At 38.0% G+C, this 19,332-nt stretch carries 20 protein-coding genes and 1 tRNA gene; 4 read left to right on the top strand and 17 right to left on the bottom strand.

Annotated elements, in window-relative coordinates; translation table 11 throughout:
- Positions 1–38 precede the first annotated feature (38 nt).
- The 4 genes from AB3K24_RS02440 to AB3K24_RS02425 all read right to left on the bottom strand — a co-directional run bounded on the left by AB3K24_RS02440 (position 39) and on the right by AB3K24_RS02425 (position 5,061).
- Entirely contained in the window at positions 39–1,472 is a 1,434-nt protein-coding gene (locus tag AB3K24_RS02440) for an ABC transporter substrate-binding protein/permease (RefSeq protein WP_367973630.1), read from the bottom strand.
- 106 nt (positions 1,473–1,578) lie between these two features.
- Positions 1,579–2,331 carry an amino acid ABC transporter ATP-binding protein gene (locus tag AB3K24_RS02435; RefSeq protein ID WP_367975545.1) on the bottom strand — a complete coding sequence of 251 codons (753 nt, stop codon included), beginning with the start codon at positions 2,329–2,331 and terminating at the stop codon, positions 1,579–1,581.
- Positions 2,331–3,779, bottom strand: coding sequence for an ABC transporter substrate-binding protein/permease (locus AB3K24_RS02430; RefSeq protein ID WP_367973629.1), 1,449 nt, complete (start codon positions 3,777–3,779; stop codon positions 2,331–2,333). The genes AB3K24_RS02435 and AB3K24_RS02430 overlap by 1 nt, the downstream gene beginning before the upstream one ends.
- Positions 3,780–3,996: 217 nt before the next feature.
- Complete coding sequence (locus tag AB3K24_RS02425) at positions 3,997–5,061, bottom strand: BMP family lipoprotein (RefSeq protein ID WP_367973628.1); 1,065 nt, start codon at positions 5,059–5,061, stop codon at positions 3,997–3,999.
- A 210-nt stretch (positions 5,062–5,271) separates the two neighbouring features.
- On the opposite strand from AB3K24_RS02425, the gene AB3K24_RS02420 reads away from it, so the two are divergent.
- Positions 5,272–6,258 (top strand): sugar transferase, encoded by a 987-nt coding sequence (locus AB3K24_RS02420; RefSeq protein WP_367973627.1) that lies wholly within the window; start codon positions 5,272–5,274, stop codon positions 6,256–6,258.
- A 41-nt stretch (positions 6,259–6,299) separates the two neighbouring features.
- Here AB3K24_RS02420 and AB3K24_RS02415 read toward each other — a convergent pair.
- From AB3K24_RS02415 to zapA, 13 genes are all read right to left on the bottom strand, one after another.
- A tRNA-Cys gene (locus AB3K24_RS02415) sits at positions 6,300–6,370 on the bottom strand.
- 119 nt (positions 6,371–6,489) lie between these two features.
- A complete protein-coding gene (locus AB3K24_RS02410) occupies positions 6,490–6,879 on the bottom strand; it encodes an immunity protein Imm33 domain-containing protein (RefSeq protein WP_367973626.1) in 390 nt (129 codons plus the stop codon).
- Positions 6,880–7,019: 140 nt separating this feature from the next.
- Positions 7,020–7,322, bottom strand: coding sequence for a hypothetical protein (locus AB3K24_RS02405; protein WP_367973625.1), 303 nt, complete (start codon positions 7,320–7,322; stop codon positions 7,020–7,022).
- A complete protein-coding gene (locus tag AB3K24_RS02400; RefSeq protein ID WP_367973624.1) occupies positions 7,306–8,088 on the bottom strand; it encodes a YibE/F family protein in 783 nt (260 codons plus the stop codon). Before AB3K24_RS02400 ends, AB3K24_RS02405 begins: the two co-directional genes overlap by 17 nt.
- On the bottom strand, positions 8,085–9,173 hold the full coding sequence (locus AB3K24_RS02395) for a YibE/F family protein (RefSeq protein WP_367973623.1): 1,089 nt from the start codon (positions 9,171–9,173) through the stop codon (positions 8,085–8,087). Before AB3K24_RS02395 ends, AB3K24_RS02400 begins: the two co-directional genes overlap by 4 nt.
- Complete coding sequence (dnaI, locus tag AB3K24_RS02390) at positions 9,160–10,095, bottom strand: primosomal protein DnaI (RefSeq protein ID WP_367973622.1); 936 nt, start codon at positions 10,093–10,095, stop codon at positions 9,160–9,162. The genes AB3K24_RS02395 and dnaI overlap by 14 nt, the downstream gene beginning before the upstream one ends.
- Before the next feature lies 1 nt (position 10,096).
- Positions 10,097–11,437 carry a replication initiation and membrane attachment family protein gene (locus AB3K24_RS02385; RefSeq protein WP_367973621.1) on the bottom strand — a complete coding sequence of 447 codons (1,341 nt, stop codon included), beginning with the start codon at positions 11,435–11,437 and terminating at the stop codon, positions 10,097–10,099.
- Positions 11,424–12,044 (bottom strand): dephospho-CoA kinase, encoded by a 621-nt coding sequence (coaE, locus tag AB3K24_RS02380; RefSeq protein WP_367973620.1) that lies wholly within the window; start codon positions 12,042–12,044, stop codon positions 11,424–11,426. The genes AB3K24_RS02385 and coaE overlap by 14 nt, the downstream gene beginning before the upstream one ends.
- Entirely contained in the window at positions 12,044–12,784 is a 741-nt protein-coding gene (locus AB3K24_RS02375; RefSeq protein WP_367973619.1) for a DUF975 family protein, read from the bottom strand. The genes coaE and AB3K24_RS02375 overlap by 1 nt, the downstream gene beginning before the upstream one ends.
- Positions 12,762–13,625, bottom strand: coding sequence for a bifunctional DNA-formamidopyrimidine glycosylase/DNA-(apurinic or apyrimidinic site) lyase (mutM, locus tag AB3K24_RS02370; protein WP_367973618.1), 864 nt, complete (start codon positions 13,623–13,625; stop codon positions 12,762–12,764). The genes AB3K24_RS02375 and mutM overlap by 23 nt, the downstream gene beginning before the upstream one ends.
- A gap of 205 nt (positions 13,626–13,830) precedes the next feature.
- Positions 13,831–16,236: an endonuclease MutS2 gene (locus AB3K24_RS02365; protein ID WP_367973617.1), complete on the bottom strand. Its 2,406-nt coding sequence runs from the start codon at positions 16,234–16,236 to the stop codon at positions 13,831–13,833.
- 62 nt (positions 16,237–16,298) lie between these two features.
- A complete protein-coding gene (locus AB3K24_RS02360; protein ID WP_367973616.1) occupies positions 16,299–16,820 on the bottom strand; it encodes a CvpA family protein in 522 nt (173 codons plus the stop codon).
- Positions 16,817–17,224, bottom strand: coding sequence for a cell division protein ZapA (gene zapA, locus AB3K24_RS02355; RefSeq protein ID WP_367973615.1), 408 nt, complete (start codon positions 17,222–17,224; stop codon positions 16,817–16,819). Before zapA ends, AB3K24_RS02360 begins: the two co-directional genes overlap by 4 nt.
- Before the next feature lie 73 nt (positions 17,225–17,297).
- Between zapA and rnhC the strand changes: the two genes are divergently transcribed.
- The 3 genes from rnhC (at position 17,298) to AB3K24_RS02340 (ending at position 19,276) form a co-directional block, all read left to right on the top strand.
- Positions 17,298–18,227, top strand: coding sequence for a ribonuclease HIII (rnhC, locus tag AB3K24_RS02350; RefSeq protein WP_367973614.1), 930 nt, complete (start codon positions 17,298–17,300; stop codon positions 18,225–18,227).
- Between the two features lie 53 nt (positions 18,228–18,280).
- Complete coding sequence (locus tag AB3K24_RS02345; protein WP_367973613.1) at positions 18,281–18,565, top strand: AFWIR motif membrane protein; 285 nt, start codon at positions 18,281–18,283, stop codon at positions 18,563–18,565.
- Between the two features lie 72 nt (positions 18,566–18,637).
- Positions 18,638–19,276 (top strand): NAD-dependent epimerase/dehydratase family protein, encoded by a 639-nt coding sequence (locus tag AB3K24_RS02340; RefSeq protein ID WP_367973612.1) that lies wholly within the window; start codon positions 18,638–18,640, stop codon positions 19,274–19,276.
- Positions 19,277–19,332: the final 56 nt, after the last annotated feature.

The following is a 19,332-nucleotide window of genomic DNA, read 5'->3' as shown; positions in this document are numbered from 1 at the left end:
CCAATTCATGATACGAATTGATGATGCTTTATGCACATTTACTTCAATTTTTTCTCTACCCAAGTACTTAACCAGGTTAACAAAGTAATGACAATTAAATAAATAACAGCTATGATTGCCCAAACACGGAATCCTTGCGAATTACGAGCAACAATTAACGTACCAGTTTGCGTCAATTCCAGTAAACCAATGGCTGATAAAATCGACGTATCTTTCAGCGTGATGATAAATTGATTGATAAAACTTGGTACCATAATACGCAATCCCTGCGGCATAATAACTTTACGCATAGCACGACCGTATGGTAACCCAAGCGAACGCGCAGCCTCCATTTGACCACGGTTAACTGCTTCAAATCCACCACGTACAAACGCACCAGTGTAGGCACCCTCGTTTAGTATCAAAGTGATAATTCCTGCTGTAAATGCTGGGATTTTAACCCCTGTTACACCTGGCAAACCAATATAAATGAAGAATGCCAAAACCATTAAGGGTAAGCCACGGAAAATATAAATAATGGTGGTAGAAATTGCTCGAACCCACTTATACTCACTGACACCCATAATTCCAAGTAACACACCCCAAATCGACGCCAAAATGATTGCTATGACTGTCAGTTCAAGTGTTTGCCATAAACCTTTTAATAGCGCCGCCCGATTTGATGTCATAATACCCCAAATAGAACCGGTGTCTTTCTTACTACCTGAAAAAGTTGCTTGACTAGCACCAAGATATTTCGTTACAATTTTGTCGTATGTGCCATCTTTTTTGATAGCAGCAAACCCGCGATTAAATGAGGCTAATAACACTTTATTTTTACCTTTTTCAACGGCAAATCCATACGAACCTGCATTGCCAGGCTTATTAGCATTCATGACTTTTAACGCCATTCCATTTTTTATTGCGTACTGAATGACCGGCATATCTTCAAACGTTGCCGCTGAATTACCAACAACAACGTCATTGTACATCGTATCCGTATCATTAAAGTACTTCACTTTAAAGCCATACTTTGTCTGTAGCGACTTTCCATACTCCGAAGCAGCTGTTCCTGTCTTCAAAGCAACTGTTTGACCTTTTAAACCTGACAAAGACTTAATTTTACTGTCTTTTTTTACAATCCATGCAACGCCTGTTTTGTAATAGGGCGTTGAAAAATCATAAACTTCTTTGCGTTCAGGTGTGATTGACACACCAGCAATAATGCCATCCGCTTGACCGTTAGAAACAAGTTGTGCAGCAGAATTATAGCTCATAGGCCGCATAGTATATGTGAAACCTTCTCGCTTTGCAATCGCTGTCATTGTGTCTTGTTCGATGCCGACATAGTTACTATTTTTATCTTGGAAAGTAAATGGCGCATAGGTTGCGTCCGTCGTAATAGTATAATTTGGTTCAGCTGCATTAACTGTTGATACAAATGTAAGCAATGTAACAAGTGATGCCAACCCTAGTAAGCATTTTTTAAACATTTTTATGAAATTCTCCCATATCCCATAAAAAAGTCGACCACATGGTCGGCTTTTTTAATCAATTTAACACATATTGATGTCGTGGTTATTACGCGCCACAATCTAGTTATGCATGCATAACTTTACTCAAAAACTCTTGCAAACGTTCATTTTTTGGTGTATTAAAAATTTGTTCTGGTGCACCAGATTCTTGAATTTTACCTGCTTCAAAGAACACAACGCGATCTGCCACTTGTTTAGCAAAGCCCATTTCGTGTGTCACAATAATCATTGTCATGCCAGATTCAGCCAAATTTTTCATCACTTCCAACACGTCACCCACCATTTCGGGATCCAAAGCTGAAGTTGGTTCATCAAAGAGCATCACATCTGGTTCCATTGCCAAGGCACGCGCAATTGCTATACGCTGTTTTTGCCCACCTGACAATGAATTAACCGACACATCAGCTTTATCAACCAAGCCAACTGTTTCAAGTAATTCACGCGCTTTTTTCTCTGCAGCAACTTTATCCAATTTTCCAATTTCCACAGGTGCTAACATGATATTTTCCAGCACAGTATAGTTATTAAATAAATTGAAATTTTGAAATACCATACCAATATTTTCACGCACTTTGTTAATATCAGTTGCTTTTGCGGAAATATCAAAACCATCAACCACAATGGTTCCATTATCCGGTGTTTCCAATTGATTTAACATACGAAGAAATGTTGATTTTCCAGAACCTGAAGGACCAATCATCACCACTACTTCGTTTTCAGCGATATCTAACGAAATATCGCGCAAAACATGATTTTCACCATACGATTTATTGACTTTTTCAACATGTACTTTTACTTTTTTTTGTGTCTCACTCATCATGAACGTGTCCTCTTTTCTACCCAATTACTCAACCATGTAAGCAAAGTAATCACAATTAAGTATATCACAGCCACAATTGCCCAAACACGGAATCCTTGTGAATTACGAGAAACAATCAAAGACCCTGTTTGCGTTAACTCTAAAATACCAATCGCCGATAAAATAGATGTGTCTTTCAACGTGATAATAAATTGATTGATAAAACTTGGTATCATGATTTTTAAGCCTTGTGGCACAATAACCTTACGCATAGACTTAGCATATGACAGCCCCAGAGATCTTGATGCCTCCATCTGACCACGATCCACAGCTGCAAATCCACCGCGAACAAAAGCCGCAGTATAAGCACCTTCATTTAACACTAAAGTCAGTAGTCCAGCAGTAAAAGCTGGTATTTTCATGCCAATGACACCTGGTAAACCAATATATATAAAGAATGCTAATACCATCAATGGTAATCCTCGGAAAATATAGATAATGGTTGTTGACAGGCCACGCAAAAACGCGTTTTGACTGACACCCATGATGCCGATAAAAATACCCCAAACAGATGCCAAGAAAATCGCCAAAACAGTCAGAATAACAGTTTGCCACAAACCATTTAAGAAGGCACCATTATTAGCTTTTAAGATACCTATAACAGAATTGTTGTCTTGTTTACTACCCGTAAATGTTGCAGCACTGGCACCCAAATACTTAGCCACAATTTTATCATATGTGCCATCTTCTTTTATCTCCGCAAAACCACGATTAAAAGCACTGAGCAATTTAGCATTTTTACCCTTTTGAACACCAAAACCATACCAACCGGCTTGAATTGGTGATTTTGAATTCATAACCTTTAATTGTGTACCGTTTTTAACTGCATATTGAATGACAGGTAAATCACCAAATGTCGCTTGTGCATTATCATTGATGACATCATTGTATAATGTGTCCGAATCATTAAAGTAGGTCACTTTAAACCCATATTTTTTTTGAATTGACAGCGCATAGTCCGCACCTGACGTACCAGTTTTTAGAGCAACTGTGCGCCCTTTCAAGTCACTTAGAGATTTAATGTTTGACCCTTTTTTAACGGCCCAACCAATACCTGAACGGTAGTAAGGTGTACCAAAATCAAACACCGCTTTACGCTCATCTGTAATAGACATCCCAGCAATGACACCGTCAGCTTGTCCAGAAGATACTGACTGCGTTGCAGCGTTGAAGCTCATAGGTTTTAACGTATAAGTAAACCCTTGCCGCTTAGCAATTGTTTTCAAAATTTCTTGATCAATACCCGTGTATTTATTGTTTTTGTCTTGAAAATCAAACGGTGGGTATGTTGCATCCGTTGTAATAATGTAATTTGGCACTGTGGCTGCGCTGACATCACTTTTTATTACAAAGAGCGCTAACATTGATACTAGCGCGACAATTAAAATTTTTCCTGTTTTTTTCATAGTAACTCCATTTTATCAGAAAACACATGATTACAAGCAGTTCTATGTTAGCTTTTTTAACATAACTATTATCTTAGTGATAGCCAATGTCTCTAACAATAGTCACACTTGATGTAAAAACACTCCGCAAATTAACCATTTCATAACGCCGGTTAATCTTCTACGGAGTGCATCATAATCATGTTAACTTTTATCCATGTGTTCAATTAATCATTGCTTATGGATGTACTGGGACTTTAATGTCACCCGCAATAATTTTCTTCTGTGCAGATTGCACTGCTGACCATACATCGTCTGAAGCCGAATCTTTAGCCAAAGCAACACCCTTCTCTTTTAAGCCGTAAGTAATTGTTTTTCCACCTGGGAAATTCCCCTTACGACCATCATTTGAAAGCGACTCGACAGCATGATCCACACGTTTAACAGCTGAAACAAGTGTGAAGTTGGACTTTTCATTGTTTTTAGCCGTGTAAGCCCCATCTTGTTTTTGGTCCATATCAACACCGATCACCCAAATTTTGCTATCTGAGTTGGCTGCTAATTTTTGATTATTAGCTTTTGCTTCAGAGAACACACCTGATCCGGTTCCACCAGCTGCTTGGAAAATAACATCTGCGCCACCGGCTACCATCGATGCAGCGATTGTTTTCCCCTTGGCAGCATCAGTAAATGAGTCTGCATATTGCGTCACAATTTTAATATTTGGGTCTGTTGCCGCAACACCAGCCTTAAATCCAGCTTCAAATGTGTCGATAATATCCCCATGAATACCACCAATAAATCCAACTGTTTGTGACTTTGTTTGCTTAGCTGCCGCAACACCAGCTAAATATGATGATTGTTCTGATCTGAACATTAACGATGCCACATTCTTATCAGGAATAACTGAATCAATAATCGCAAATTCTGTCTTCGGGTTAGCCTTAGCAACCGTATTCATTGCTGGTGCTGCAGCAAATCCCACACCATAAACTAATTTATAACCGCCCTTAACAGCTGTTTGCAAATTAGTTTTAATATCTGACGAGTCGGCACTTTGAAAATAGTTAAAACCTTGTGTGCCTTGTTTCAGATTGTTATCTTTTCCATAAGCTTTTAAACCAGACCAAGCTGACTGGTTAAAAGACCGATCATCGACACCACCACCATCAGTTACTAATGCAACTGTGTAGTTATTCTTACTCGTCGACTGTGAACTGCCACCTCGTGTAGCAGCATAAATGCCACCACCAATTACCGCGACTGCAATAATACCAATACCTATTTGCGCTGAACGTTGCATAATTTAAAATGTGTGTAAGTGCTAAAAGTCCACTTACACCTCTCCTCTCAAAAAGTTTTATATACTTATTATCCGTCATTTTTTCTTTGAAACAATGACAAAATGATTAAAATCAGTCAAAAAAGACGAACGCTATATTTTTCTTTAATTTTTCGTTCGTATTTTAAAACTTTTTATTAAATATGATTCGGATTTTGGTAAAATAAGCATATGACATACTATATTACACATACAATTGAACCTTGGATGCCAGCGGGCGCCTTAAAAGCAAAATCAGATTATGCAACAATTGCGGTTGCTTTAGGTTGGCAAGAGTTACCTTTAATGCGCTACAATGATGCCCGTTTCGATAATGAGACACGCTTAAAAAACATCTCTGAATGGCTGGTGACTGTTAAGCCAAACGATCTGGTTCTCCATCAATTCCCAACCTATATGAGTGCTGATTTTGAACGTCAATTGGTTCATACATTAAAACACCGCAATGTACGCCGGGCAATTTTAATTCACGACATCGAACCTTTACGATTAATAAAGCAAGATGCTTGGGAGTTTCAGGTGTTAAACCAATACGATTTTGTCATTGTCCACTCCAAAACCATGCAGCAGCGTTTACAAGCCGCTGGCGTGCATACCAATTTTATTGTGCAACCTTTATTTGACTACCTTAGTGAAACACGGCCAGTTGCCTTATTTAGTCGTCACATTAATTTTGCAGGTACTTTCCAAAAATCACCTTGGTTGCAAAACTATACTGGTCCAAAACTGACCCTTTTTGGTTCGAAACCAAAAAAATGGCAGACCGTTAATTTCCCAACAACTATTACTTACCAAGGTAATTTTGATCCTGAAGAGATTGTCAATCAATTGACCGATGGTTTTGGTCTCATCTGGGACAATGACTTCGATAATAAAACTTATCAAACTTACACTCGTTATAATACACCGCACAAGGCGAGTTTATATCTACGTGCCGGTTTACCGTTAATTGCTTGGTCTCAAAGTGCCATCGGTCAATTTATTATCAATCACGAACTCGGTTTCGTTATCGATAATTTATCTGACCTTGATTTTAAATTACGTGAAGTGGACCAAAAACAATACTATTTATGGCAAGTGAATACGCAAATAATTGCTGATCGTTTACGTCATGGAGACTACACACAAGATACATTACGTCAGCTCACTTCATATTAAAAGGATCATTGCTGAAGAAAAGCAACGATCCTTTTATTTAGAGGTAATAACCGGAGTCGAACCGGCGATGACGGTTTTGCAGACCGTTGCCTTACCACTTGGCTATATTACCATAATCAAACATGCCATGATTTCTCAGATTGTTAAACAGGACATCTGTTTTTTTCTCGATCACAACAACGTTTATAATTATATGTGAAAACTGTTCAAATTACAATAACTTTGTTGACTTTAATCACTTTCAATCACGTCATCAGTCATAATTTCAATATTTGGTACCACTGTCCCATCTGATAACCACACTGGCGCATGTGTTTTTGGGTCCCACCAGCCCTTGACATTAACACGTTCATCAAGCATCAAGTCAGTCCCATATGGTAAATCCAACACATGAATTAGACTGGGTTCAATAGCTAGTGCAGTCTCAATAACCAATGGCATGAAATTTTCAGAATTTTCATTCCACTTGGCCGTATCATTATCAGCAAACAGTAGCCAACCTGAATCTTGCGATACTGTGGGGGCCAATTCTCTGTAAATCCAGCGCAAATTACCAGTGCCATCTATTAAGTGTTTTGAAGCGAGCACAACTGCTTCGGATTGATTAAATACTGAACGCATCAATTAATTTCCTATCATGATTAATGACAATCCCTCAAAGCAAAACAATGCTTATGTGATTAAGTCAGTAAACATTTTCCTTTCAAAAAGAGCTATGACAATTATACCTCATAAATTATCTGTTACAAAATTCTAGACTTTTAACCTAATTTATTGTCTAACAAGATTTGCGTCATATTAGTTGCCATCTCGGGCGTACGACGCCACTCTTCCCAACCATCATACTCTAGTGGTAATAATTCATAATGTGCATTAATATAATTTTCCAACGCTTCTACATATGACGAACGTGCAATATTCATTTTCAAAATACGCACACGCTTGATATAATTATGCTCCACTGCATACTCTGAACGACCATTATGTGTGATATTCCCAAGCTCAAAATAAATTGTCCCATCATTACGTGTGATTTCTTCGATAAGATTAAATGTTTCTTTCATGCTTCATCCCCACCTTTCGTTGCTTGACATTGGCACGTAGAATTAACCAACTAGCAACCCAAATACTCAATAAAATACCAAGCATGCCTAATAACATTGTCACAATCTCTACTGTCAGTAACTTGGCATTCACAAACATAGCAATTGGATAGCGTAATCGTACGAACCAAATAAGTAACGGGATATTGGCCCCTAATACACCAAAAAACAAGGTATTAATTGCCGTCCCTAGTATTTGCCCGCCAATAATACGTGAATGCGCATACAAGCTTTTACTGGTCATATCAGGTGTCCGCTCAATCACTTCATTTAAATCCGCTGAAATGGCCATTGCTGCTTCAGAAACAGCGCCTAAAACGGAAATAACCATGACAATCATGGCAATATCACTAAAAGATAAACCAACTGTCAACGACAGACCTTCTAGTTCTTCTGAATTTTCTGTTGTAAAGCCTTGAAACTGTCCAAAATGTTGCATGATAACTGATATAATCATTAAGACAGCGACAACAATAACACTCGTTTTAAAAGCAACATTTGTGACTTCAGTATTATCTGAACCCAAATAAATTGCAATTGATAAAATAATCAAACTAATAATCGCTGTTACAATATAGGCATTAAATTGCCAATTAATTAAAATAATTAAAACAAAAATTGCCAGAAAATTGCACATCAATCCAAAAAATGCTTTCAATCCTTGACCCCTACCCACAGCAAGCATTAATACAAACAAAATGATGACAAGAATACCGATTGCATTCATAATGTGATCACCTTTCTGGCCAGAATCCAGCTAACTATCGCACTCGTCACTGGTACTGCTAGAACGATACCAATACCCGAAATAACTGTCTGTAATATCCCTAAATTCATAATTTGATCCAGAATATAGGTCCACTGGTTGCCATTGCGCAACATTAAGAACACCATCGGCATCGTTTCAGCAATAAAAATCATAAACAACACATTAATTAGTGTCCCCATAATTTCTCGGCCGACAGACATTCCTGCATACCAATAATCGCCAAAATGTTTTGTTGCGCCTTCACGTCGCATACCAAAATGCATCGCCACAATATCAGCGGCTTCATCCATCACGGCACCTAACACACCAATAATTGTTTGTGCCATAAACAACGTTTCCGGTACTTGTGTCACATAGGCCATTGTTTCAAAATGTACCCCAGCATTATTAGTCAAACGTAAAACAACTAATAACAGTCCAATTGTCAGTGTAGTTGTTATCAGTGTGGTTAATAACGTCAGCCCCATTTGCAAAGTTTTACCCAATACTAATGCCAAACTAGCCGTGGCAAATAATATAGCTAACACACTAAACAATAAAAAAACGTTCGCGTCTTTACTGTGGACATTAATAAAGAGTGCTAATCCAAATAACATGATATTAACCATTAGACTCATCAATAACCAGCTAGTTGCACGCCATTTACTATAAATTAACAATAAACCAATCAGTAAAGTAGCCAGCGCACCAACTACTGCATCACGTTTCAGTGATAAAATATGTATATTTGAAGCGATTTTTTCTAACAATAATTGGTCACCAACACGATATTTATTAGTAATAATCTGTGACTGTGCATAACTATTAGTCACTTTGATTGCTTTTTTATCATGATTCAGCAATCTAACCGTTAGCTGCTGTGTCATAATAAAATCCGTGTTATTATGCTCATCTGTTATTTTTTGTGTTTTTCTTTCACTAACCTCTGTGACCTGGCCAACTGGATTAGTATACAAAAAAGCGTCTTGTCGCAAAAACAACCACGCCATAAAAACCGCTATGAGTACCAACCAGTATTTTTTTGTTTGTTTAATCCACGTCATTTTCTAACCGTCGATTTTTGCCGTTTATTTCTACAAGCCGTGTCAAAAATTTAATACGCTGCATCAAGCGTGCAGCTTTCCCTGGATCACGATCATCACGTGTTTCAGATAGATAAGTTGTCAGTTCATTCATATCAAAGTTAGAGGTAATGAATGTCGTCAGTTCATTTTGCATCCGATATTCTAAAATAACACCCAGAATGTCATCGCGAATCCACATACTTAAATTTTCAGCACCTAAATCATCTAAAATCAACACGGTTGTTGTTTTAGTTTGCGCGATCAGCTTTTCTCTCACATCATTATTTTTACCAATTGTATTCTTCAAATCAACGGCAAAAGAAGGGAAATGAACTAACATCACATCAATATTATTAGCCGCTAGCGCGTTAGCTAAGGCGCCCATGAGATAGGTTTTTCCCACACCAAACTCACCATATAAGTACAATCCACGTACATAAGTATCATCTTTTGCAAGTAATTTCGTCAAAATATCCACAATCGCCGTCACAACACTCGCACGACCAGAATCAATAACAATTGTTTGCAAATCAGCATCACGAATAGCCTTTGGCATTTTATAAGATGTCAATTTTTCAGCCTGCATTAGCTGTTTTTGTGTCCTGTCATTAGCAACATAACGTACATGTGGATAGCCTTTTTCAATTGCTAATTGTGGATAATATCCAGGATACAGCGACTTTTCCCCACGCGCAATACGTTGTTTTTGTTGCACAAATTCATGTAAGTCCATCATTTTTAATTGAAAAGCATCTTGGCGTAGCTTGGTCTGATTGGCTTCCCAAAAAAGACGAACATCGGCATCATCGGCAATTTGTTTCACGACTTCAGCCAGCTTCGTTTCTTCAATTTTAGGGTATTTTTGTTGCATTTGTTTTAATACTTCTGATAAATTCTGCATATTAGTTTTTCGTCTTTATATTCTTCAACTTTGCCAAAACAGCAGCAGTTTCACCATTTTCAGGGCTTATCTTTACTGTTGGTTTAGGTGTGTTGTCAGCTGATTTAATAAACTTGGGCGTCGTTTTTTCCGATTTTTGACCACGGCTAAAACGTTTTTCTTGTCTAGCTTGATTTGCTTTTTGTCGCTGTTGAATTTGAATTAACGCTTTTTCCGGTGAATCCACACGATTTTGCGTCCATGAATCAGCAATAGTCGTGACTAGCGCCGCCTTTAAACTATCATTTTGTAAGCCAATCAAAACATAATGTACGAGAATATTGACTACTGCCATAGATAAGGCACTTTGCGCAATAAGATAATCAACCAAATCGCGTTCATTTTTCAAAACAAGACCATTTTTTAAAGTCGTCTTCACATAACCTAGAAAATCTTGCGCATTCGTTGTACTTGCAATTTCAATTAACGCGCGCGCTTCAGTATTTTTAATTTCCGGCACATCTACCTGGGACTGTGTCAACTCAGTTTGCTGACTAACCGTTTCTGGCGCTACTTTCCGTGTCACGCGTTTTCTTAAAAGACGTTGCACCTCCTGCTCGTTAATTTCGTGTGTATCTAGTGTAACACTTTGGTTCACAAAACCTGCTAATGTGATTTCGTCAACCCCATAAGTCATATGCATCGCAACCAAAAAATTCCGGTGTTTTTGTATATCACTTGTCTTTGTTCCTCGAATCATAGCTGAAAAATCATCAAATTTAAAATTGTTTTCATCGATGTTTATTGTTGCTTCTTGATAAACTAGCGGTGTAGTTGGCATGCTCAAGTCATTTTGATGTTGGAAAACTTGTAAAAAGCGTGCCGAAATATCAGTTCCTAGCAGTTTTGCCTGTCCTTGTACATCGTAACGATTTTCAAGTGTTAAATATCGTTCTTCTCCCACAAATTTATATAACAAACCAGACAACAGTTGTTCTTTAAAAAATTTATCTGCTGATAATGGTGTTAAAATGCGGTAACCATACACTTCACCCAGTGCATCTTGCTCATAAACTGTCCGAATTAACCCGGCTGCTTCCAACCGACGACGACACTTAACAAAGTTTGGCAGACTAATATTTAAACTATCTATTATAAAATTATGGTCTTGACGTTTAACGTGATCTTGCGTGAATGGCAATTCATTCACCAGCAAATGATACAACGCATAACTCGTTGCGCCGATAAATGGTAAATACAAATTAAAAACCCGTTCTAAATCATCCGCCGAGATTAAATGATCGCTCTTGAAAAAAGCGCCAGCTGTCGCATGAAATTCAATTGTCACATCATTTTGTGCCATATTTTGGTGCAATTCCTTTGAGTTCTGTCATCAAATTTTTGATTTGTTCTTCTAAAAACGAGATATCCCCATTGTTATCTAATAAGTAATCTGCACGTGCGATTTTATCTGCAAGCGGCATCTGTGAATTAATACGATTTTGGGCTTTTGTCTCATCCAAATTATCTCGTGCCTTGACCCGCTCTAATTGTACTTGGGGACTGGTAGTCACAACAACAACCTTGTCGATATAATCATTGTTTTCATAGCCACGTTCAAATAAAAGCGGCACATCAATTATCAACACTGGTACTTTTTGTGCGCGCCAAAAGGCAATTTTATCTACCATCGCTGAATTAATTACCGGCTGCATGATAGCATTCAGTCGCGCTAATTCGGTGTTATTACTAAATACAATATCACCTAATTTATGTCGGTCTAGCGCGCCATTTTTAATAATGTCGGGTCCAAAAGTTAATTTAATTTTTTCTAATGTGTGCGTTCCTGGTTCGACAACTTCTCTAGCTACCACATCAGCATCTACGACTGGAAATCCTGCATCCCGCAGTACTTTACTAACAGTCGATTTGCCTGTTCCAATACCACCTGTTAAACCAACTATTAACATTATACTGCCACACTTTCGGACATCGCCAATGTAAATAGATGACGAGAATACGCAACACGGGTTGCGTTGAGATAGGGAACCACATAAATATAGGCGAGCCCACCAGTCAAAATGCCAAGTATATGCCAACCTATAAAGCTTAATTCCAACAAAAATAATTCCCACTTTCGGCCAGTCATTACGCGCCGACTGACCTTAATATAATCTGTTAATTGTCCTTGTCGTGTCCCATTTTCAACATCAACTTTATAAGCAAAATAAGTTTGTGAGTACGAAAATAATTTAACAATACCAGGAATAATAAATAGCAAGGTCCATAAGAACAATAACATGCTTTGGACAATTGTTAATATTAGCGTATGCAAAAAGTTCCCACGGCTAAAAATTTGAAAAGTATCTTTAAACGTTGGTAGTTCTGTTGGTTTCTCATACCACTCAATCAAAGTCCAGCTGACAGTCCAAATGAATATCAGTTGAATCGCATCACTTAAGACACTTTCGATGATTGTAAATACTTGTTGCATAGCGCTGTCGTTAGTACTAGTCACAGTCGTACTACTGGTCATTTGTGATAAACTCATGACAATGGCATACAGCATCATTATTGTTGTGATAACGCTTAAAATCGTAAAAATAATCGGGATAATATTAATTTTAATTGCTGTTTTAATATGACCATGATATAAATTACGTGCCTCACGTTTCACTTCACGAATACTAATTGGTTCTGTTGATTTCATCGGCTCTCCTAGCATGATTAACTTGACAAACAGGGCAAAAAGTCGTGCCACGTTGCCCGACTTTTATTTTCACCATCGTCGTGCCACAACGTAAACACGGCTGTCCTACACGGCCGTACGCTTGTAACTCATTTTGAAATTGGCCTACTTCGCCAAACACATTACTAAAACTATGTACTGTTGTGCCATGATGCGCAATTGCACGCTTCATTTCAGCAATAATGTTTTCTCTGAGTCGCGACAATTCACTTACTGTTAACGTTTTTGTCGGTGTTTCTGGATGAATTTTACTTTGCCATAGCACTTCATCAGCATAAATATTGCCAATACCTGCAATCTGATTCTGATCTAGCAAAAAACTTTTAACTGGTTTTTTAGAACGCGCAAAGATAGCCACCATATAATCTAAAGATAGATCAGCTGCTGTTGGTTCTGGTCCAAGTTTGCCAAGCGATGGCACATCGTTTATTTCAGAATGTGTCGTTGCTAGCGTCATTCGGCCAAAACGCCGTGTATCATTATAAAATACCTGACGCTGATCTAATAATTCAAAGATGATTTCTGTATGTTTATAAGGCTCAGTCCCTGTTGGCTCAACAGAGTATTGTCCCTCCATACGTAAATGAGACACAATAGTATGACCGTTAGATAATCGTAATAACAAATATTTACCACGCCGATCGATTGCTGTAAATGAGGCATTTGTCACACCTGTTACAAATGCCTGTGAATCACCATTAATCAACTTGGGATATGGTAATTTAATCTGTGTTATTTGACCACCAACAATCAATTTTTCTAAACCACGGCGAACCGTCTCAACCTCAGGTAATTCTGGCATAATACCCCCTAAATGCTCTTAAATCAGTGTTTTTTATGACTCAATCTAACTTTTGAACGCACCATAGTTCATAAACTTAACATCAAAATGTATAGTATTAATTTTACCACATTACTGCAGTCTCATTTTCGATAACCTCAAGAAATAAAAAAGAAGTAGTTATTGTCAAAACAACAACTACTTCTACTCCAGGATAACGTGATATTTATGATAACTCAGCAATTGTTGCCCCATCGCCACCAGCATTAGCACTGGCAAAGTGAAATGATTTTACACGACGATCTGACCGAAGAAATTCAGTTACGCCTTTACGAAGTGCACCCGTTCCCTTACCATGAATAATCTCTACCGTGCCAAGGTTAGATAAAACTGCGGTATCTAAGTAACGATCAAGGTCAGCTAACGCCGCCTCATAACGTACGCCACGCAAATTTAGACTTGCACTCGCATTACCACGTGCAGAACTAGTACTTGTGCGTGTTTGCACGACTTTCTTTCTTTTTTGTTTTGTCTTAACCTGCTGTGCTTTAGCTGTCGCTTCAGTTTTAACAATGTCATCTTCATCTACAAGCATTTTTAAAATACCCATTTCGACTTCCCATTGCCCATTACTATGCTGTTTAATCAAGATGCCTTGTTGATGATATGAGCTGACAACTATTTCATCTCCGACTGCCAATGCCTTTGCACGTTTAGCTTTTTGTAAAATTTTATTTTTTTCTAAACTGTCATTTTGACGTAATTTATCAAACTGACCCTTTTTAACTTGCAAATCCTGCTCGCTTAAATGACCGCTTTGTTGCCCTGCATTCAAACGTTCCTTGCGGATTTCAGATATTAATTGTTCTGCCTGCTTCTTAGTTGCAGCAACAATATGATTTGCTTCATTTTTAGCCTCTAAAACAATTCGCGCACGGTCTTGTTCCAACTGACGCTGTTGTTCTGTCAACAGCTCTGACTGTTCTGCCGTTGATTTCAAGCGTAATTCTAATTTTTCATTATTTTTTTTAACCGCATCACGTTGTGACACCAAATCAACGATCATATTGTTTAAGTCTTGATCAGATTCATCCGTTAGTGCAGTAGCCGCACCAATAACATCCGCACCAAACCCCAGTCGCTTCGCAATAGCCAACGCGTTTGATTGACCAGGTATACCCATCAAAAATTGATAGGTTGGTTTCAAAGTTTCAACATCAAATACCATAGAGGCATTCAATGTTTCTGGTCTATTATAACCATACAATTTCAACTCAGGATAGTGGGTTGTTGCAATGACATAACCACCCAAGCTCGCTACTTTATCTAAAATAGCAATGGCTAATGCCGCACCTTCTGCTGGATCTGTGCCTGCGCCCAATTCATCAAAAATAACCAAACTATTGTCATCAATGTGATCAAGCATTGATATGATATTAGCCATGTGAGAACTGAATGTGGATAAACTCTGTTCAATTGACTGTTCATCCCCAATATCAGCAAAAATCTCATGGAAAACCCCAACTGTTGATGGCCGCTTTGTTGTGATAAACAACCCTGACTGTGCCATGAGTTGTAATAAGCCAAGTGTTTTAATCGTAATCGTTTTACCACCCGTATTAGGACCGGTAATAATAATGGCTTTGTAACCATCACCTAGCGCAATGTCATTAGCCACTGCTATATTTTTATCCAAAAGTGGATGCCACGCCTGCTGCAAATCAACATGGTTATCGGTAGTCACAGTTGGTTGCATGGCATCTAAACGTGTGGCCAATCGTGCTTTGGCATTAACAAAATCAAAATGACCTAAAATGTTAACATTTTGTGCAATTTCACTCGTATAAGGTTCAAGCGCTGATGATAGTGCCTGCAGTACACGCTGTTCTTCAGCCTGTTCCTTAACACGTAATTCACTCAATTTATTATTAAGTTCGACCACTGCCTGAGGTTCAATATATAACGTTTGCCCTGTTTGACTTTGATCATGTACAACACCACCAAATTGATTACGATATTCAGCCTTGACCGGCAACACATACCGTTCTCCACGAATAGTTATAATGGGGTCACTTAAATACTGCGCTGATTTCCCCCGCGTATAGTCTTGCATTTTGTTTTTAACAGCATGTTCGTTGCCAGTAATTTTGCCACGAATTGACTTCAAATCAAATGATGCTTCATCATTAATTCGGCCAGTTGTGTCAATGGCAATTTCTATTTGTCGTGTAACATCTGAAAGTACCGCCAATTTTTCAGCTTGTTCTGGCAATGCTTTTAAAGACTCACCAATGATTTCATCGTTCATCTGCACAAAAAAATTAGCAATTGCATTCGTATTGCGTAATACCGTACCAATTTCTGATAATTCAGTAGCACTCAAGCTCGCACTAATATTGAGCCGTTTCAAGTGCGGTGTGATATCAGCTAATTTGGCAAGTGGTATTCCACCTTTTAAACGATCAATTAAAACACCGTCAGCTGTCTCAAGCAACCAATAGTTGATGACATCTACATCAGTCTCAGGCTGCAACTTTTCCGCTTCTAACCGACCGACTGGTGTTGACAAAAAGCCACCTAATTGTGACTTGATTTTATCATATTCTAAAGTTTGTAATACTTTTTTGTTCATATTATTTATGCGCACCCGCGCCTATTGCCTTCATATTTAAATTATTAAGATATATTAACACGTCACAGCCACCAATTATAAATTTGTTCCGCAAAAAACGGCGCATTGTCTAATAACTGATTAAGTTGTGGCGTTTTTAAGAATTGGTCCTGAACCCAAACATTTGGTATAACTGACAAGACTTCTAAACCAAAAAATGCAATAACAGCGCCTATTACACCATATAACAATGCCCCAAGTATGCCATCAACCCATCCTAAAAAGGGTAGATGTCGAATAATTTTTAAAGACCTAAGCACGTAATGGCTAATTGTACCACCCAACATTAATAAAATACTAAAACTAATGCCTGATGCTAAAAATTGCGACCCATGATTCACAACATCTTGTGGTACACTCGTCCGAATAAACTGACCATCCACAAAATTCGATATCACTGCACCAAATGGCTTAGCAAATTTAATGGCAATATACCAAACAACAACCCATAACGCTAAGCGTAGTAAGCCATTTACAAATCCATGACGATAGCCAGACATCAGCCATGCCACTACAAAAAGTATCGCAATTCCTAATAATATCATGTGTGTTTTGTTCCTTGTTTAAATAGATTATCGGTTGTCCGTACTTGACTATCATGCTTGGCGTCATCAATAATTGAGCTAATAGCGTTTTTTGGTTCACGTCTCCCGATGGCTTTGTTAGACTTTTGTACACTTGCCAATGTCGCCTGTAATGTGACAATTTTTGCCTCTAACGCATCAATTTCAGCTTGCTTATAAAGTTGATCAGAAAGCGCATTAAACGTCAATAATACTGCTTGATCTCCTTGTGTTAAGTTTGGTGCAACCGTCTTTATTTGCAGCAACTGTTTATTGAATAACGTTTCAGTCGCTTTAAAATGTGGCAAGCTAGCCTGCCCTGAAATTGTATAATTTTTACCAGCTAGATTAGCCCTGTAATGTTTTTTCTCGTTTTGAGTAACCATCGTTTTTTCCCTTATTGTGTCTAACCAATTATACACTATATTTCTTTCAACCAAAACTGATATACTTAATAGTATGCAAACAGTCATACAAGTTACCCGCTTACAATTACAAAAAATGGCCACATTTTATGCACCAAACAGTACACAAAACTTGCCTAACGGTGCTTTTTTTGCAGCAAAAAATAAAACTGCTTCAATTATTGGCTATAAATCGGGTAAGGTCATGTTTCAAGGCCCAGGATTTGCCAACGAAGCAGCACTTTGGCAATCTGGTATTGGCGCAACTGATCCCAAAATGATTGGCAAAAAATCAACGACCCCAGGTATTAACATACCAACTAATTTCGCAGATTGGTCCGTTTTAGGTTCCGATGAAGTTGGTGCTGGCGCCTATTTTGGACCACTGACGACCGCTGCTGTTTTTGTAGACAAAGAAAATATGGGTTGGGTTCGCCAACTCGGTATTGCGGATTCAAAAACGCTAACGGATGCTAAAATGCGCCAAATCGCACCTGAAATTATCGCCAAATTACCTCATCATGTTGTGAATTTGATGCCTGAAAAGTATAATTCATTACAGCCAAACAACAATGTGAACCAAATGAAAGCTATCTCGCACAATTTTGCGCTTGGTAAAGTATTGGAAAAAATTTTACCCACTGTTCCTGATGGCATATTAATTGATCAGTTTGCACAAGAAAGTACCTACTTCAAGTATCTACACAACGCTAAACAGGCAAACGTTGTGCGAAAAGACGTCTATTTTACAACTAAAGGTGAACAATATCATCTTAGTGTGGCGGCTGCATCAATTCTAGCACGCGTTGTGGAACTAGATGCGCTCGATGCACTAAGTAAGGAGGCGGGTATACGGCTTCCTATCGGTGCTGGTAAAGAAGTCGATATTGTGGCTGCTAAATTGCTCAACAAAGGCGTTGATTTGAATCACTTTGCTAAACTACACTTTGCCAACACATTAAAAGCCGAAAAATTGAAACACTAACTGCAGCCATTTTGAATCTCACTTAAAAGCATCTCACAAAGGAGGCTTATCACATGTTAACCCTATTTTTAATCCCAATCCTTATTTTATGCCTGATTGTTTATTTTTTTGCTTCACTATTTACACACGCATTTGGTATTATACCAAGATTAATTCTAGCCATTATTTTAGTCCTTTTGGTTTCTTTTATTATTAAAAATTTTTTTGCGATCCTAGGCGTGCTTATTGTTATCATGTTAGCTTTTTGGATTAGAGCAAAATTCATCAACAAAACAATGACTCCTCCTAACAAAAAGACTTTTGATGGTCACTTTGAAGAAGTGGATAAGGACAAATAGTTAGTTGCTGGGTTGATTACAAAACTTTTATTTAATCAAGCGGGCAAAAACAATTGTTCAGAGGAGAATAACGTGAAAAATATTATCAAACAAAAAGTAGTGATTGTTGGCGGGACTGGATTTGTTGGTCAGGGGTTCATAAACAATTTTTCATCTGATTTATTTGAAATTCATAGTCTATCTCGGCACGCATTTGTATCTGATAAAGATGACACGACAATTTACCATGCCGTTGACCTGGATAAACCCGAACAGTGGCAAGCGATTGTAGCCGATGCTGATTGGGTGATTGATGCCGTGGGTATCCTTTTTCCAAACCCACTGAAACAGCAAACGTATCAGCGCAATAGTGTCACACCTGCAAAACAATTAATCGCTATTTTAAAAATAGAAACAAAGCCAAAATTCTTGTTTGTTTCAGCAAACACTGGCCCCTTTTTTATGAAGCCTTATTTAAAAGCTAAACTAACAGTTGAAGCGCTAGCAAAAACGACTTTAGGTCAACGCGCCTTTATGGTTTATCCGGGTATTATTTTTGACAAAGACAGACAATCATCTTATTTGCCCGGTGTTATGATTAAAAAATATGATCGCTTCTCTTATTTTAACCATTTGCGTGCCATTAGTCGATCTGAATTTTCCGCAGAAGTTGAACAAATTTTACTTGGTAACGCTAGTCCCCTACTGAAACGAACTGTTCTTATCAAATAATTATCATATAAAAAAACGGTCATCTAACCTTTTAATAAGGGTTAGATGACCGTTCT

The organism is Leuconostoc aquikimchii, assembly GCF_040838325.1.
In the GTDB taxonomy this organism is placed as follows: Bacteria; Bacillota; Bacilli; order Lactobacillales; family Lactobacillaceae; genus Leuconostoc; species Leuconostoc aquikimchii.
The sequence above is the reverse complement of the archived record's forward strand: the minus strand, read 5'-3'. Positions and strand labels throughout refer to the sequence as shown.

Excerpts from the sequence above, each read along its gene's own strand:
- coaE (WP_367973620.1), bottom strand. The coding sequence starts at position 12,044 with ATGTTAATAGTTGGTTTAACAGGTGGTATTGGAACAGGCAAATCGACT.
- AB3K24_RS02385 (WP_367973621.1), bottom strand. The coding sequence starts at position 11,437 with ATGGCACAAAATGATGTGACAATTGAATTTCATGCGACAGCTGGCGCT.
- AB3K24_RS02400 (WP_367973624.1), bottom strand. The coding sequence starts at position 8,088 with ATGAATGCAATCGGTATTCTTGTCATCATTTTGTTTGTATTAATGCTT.
- AB3K24_RS02420 (WP_367973627.1), top strand. The coding sequence starts at position 5,272 with ATGACATACTATATTACACATACAATTGAACCTTGGATGCCAGCGGGC.
- AB3K24_RS02435 (WP_367975545.1), bottom strand. The coding sequence starts at position 2,331 with ATGAGTGAGACACAAAAAAAAGTAAAAGTACATGTTGAAAAAGTCAAT.
- AB3K24_RS02365 (WP_367973617.1), bottom strand. The coding sequence starts at position 16,236 with ATGAACAAAAAAGTATTACAAACTTTAGAATATGATAAAATCAAGTCA.
- AB3K24_RS02405 (WP_367973625.1), bottom strand. The coding sequence starts at position 7,322 with ATGAAAGAAACATTTAATCTTATCGAAGAAATCACACGTAATGATGGG.
- AB3K24_RS02410 (WP_367973626.1), bottom strand. The coding sequence starts at position 6,879 with ATGCGTTCAGTATTTAATCAATCCGAAGCAGTTGTGCTCGCTTCAAAA.
- zapA (WP_367973615.1), bottom strand. The coding sequence starts at position 17,224 with ATGGTTACTCAAAACGAGAAAAAACATTACAGGGCTAATCTAGCTGGT.
- AB3K24_RS02425 (WP_367973628.1), bottom strand. The coding sequence starts at position 5,061 with ATGCAACGTTCAGCGCAAATAGGTATTGGTATTATTGCAGTCGCGGTA.
- dnaI (WP_367973622.1), bottom strand. The coding sequence starts at position 10,095 with ATGCAGAATTTATCAGAAGTATTAAAACAAATGCAACAAAAATACCCT.
- AB3K24_RS02395 (WP_367973623.1), bottom strand. The coding sequence starts at position 9,173 with ATGACGTGGATTAAACAAACAAAAAAATACTGGTTGGTACTCATAGCG.
- AB3K24_RS02430 (WP_367973629.1), bottom strand. The coding sequence starts at position 3,779 with ATGAAAAAAACAGGAAAAATTTTAATTGTCGCGCTAGTATCAATGTTA.
- AB3K24_RS02360 (WP_367973616.1), bottom strand. The coding sequence starts at position 16,820 with ATGATATTATTAGGAATTGCGATACTTTTTGTAGTGGCATGGCTGATG.
- rnhC (WP_367973614.1), top strand. The coding sequence starts at position 17,298 with ATGCAAACAGTCATACAAGTTACCCGCTTACAATTACAAAAAATGGCC.
- AB3K24_RS02345 (WP_367973613.1), top strand. The coding sequence starts at position 18,281 with ATGTTAACCCTATTTTTAATCCCAATCCTTATTTTATGCCTGATTGTT.
- AB3K24_RS02440 (WP_367973630.1), bottom strand. The coding sequence starts at position 1,472 with ATGTTTAAAAAATGCTTACTAGGGTTGGCATCACTTGTTACATTGCTT.
- AB3K24_RS02375 (WP_367973619.1), bottom strand. The coding sequence starts at position 12,784 with ATGAAATCAACAGAACCAATTAGTATTCGTGAAGTGAAACGTGAGGCA.
- mutM (WP_367973618.1), bottom strand. The coding sequence starts at position 13,625 with ATGCCAGAATTACCTGAGGTTGAGACGGTTCGCCGTGGTTTAGAAAAA.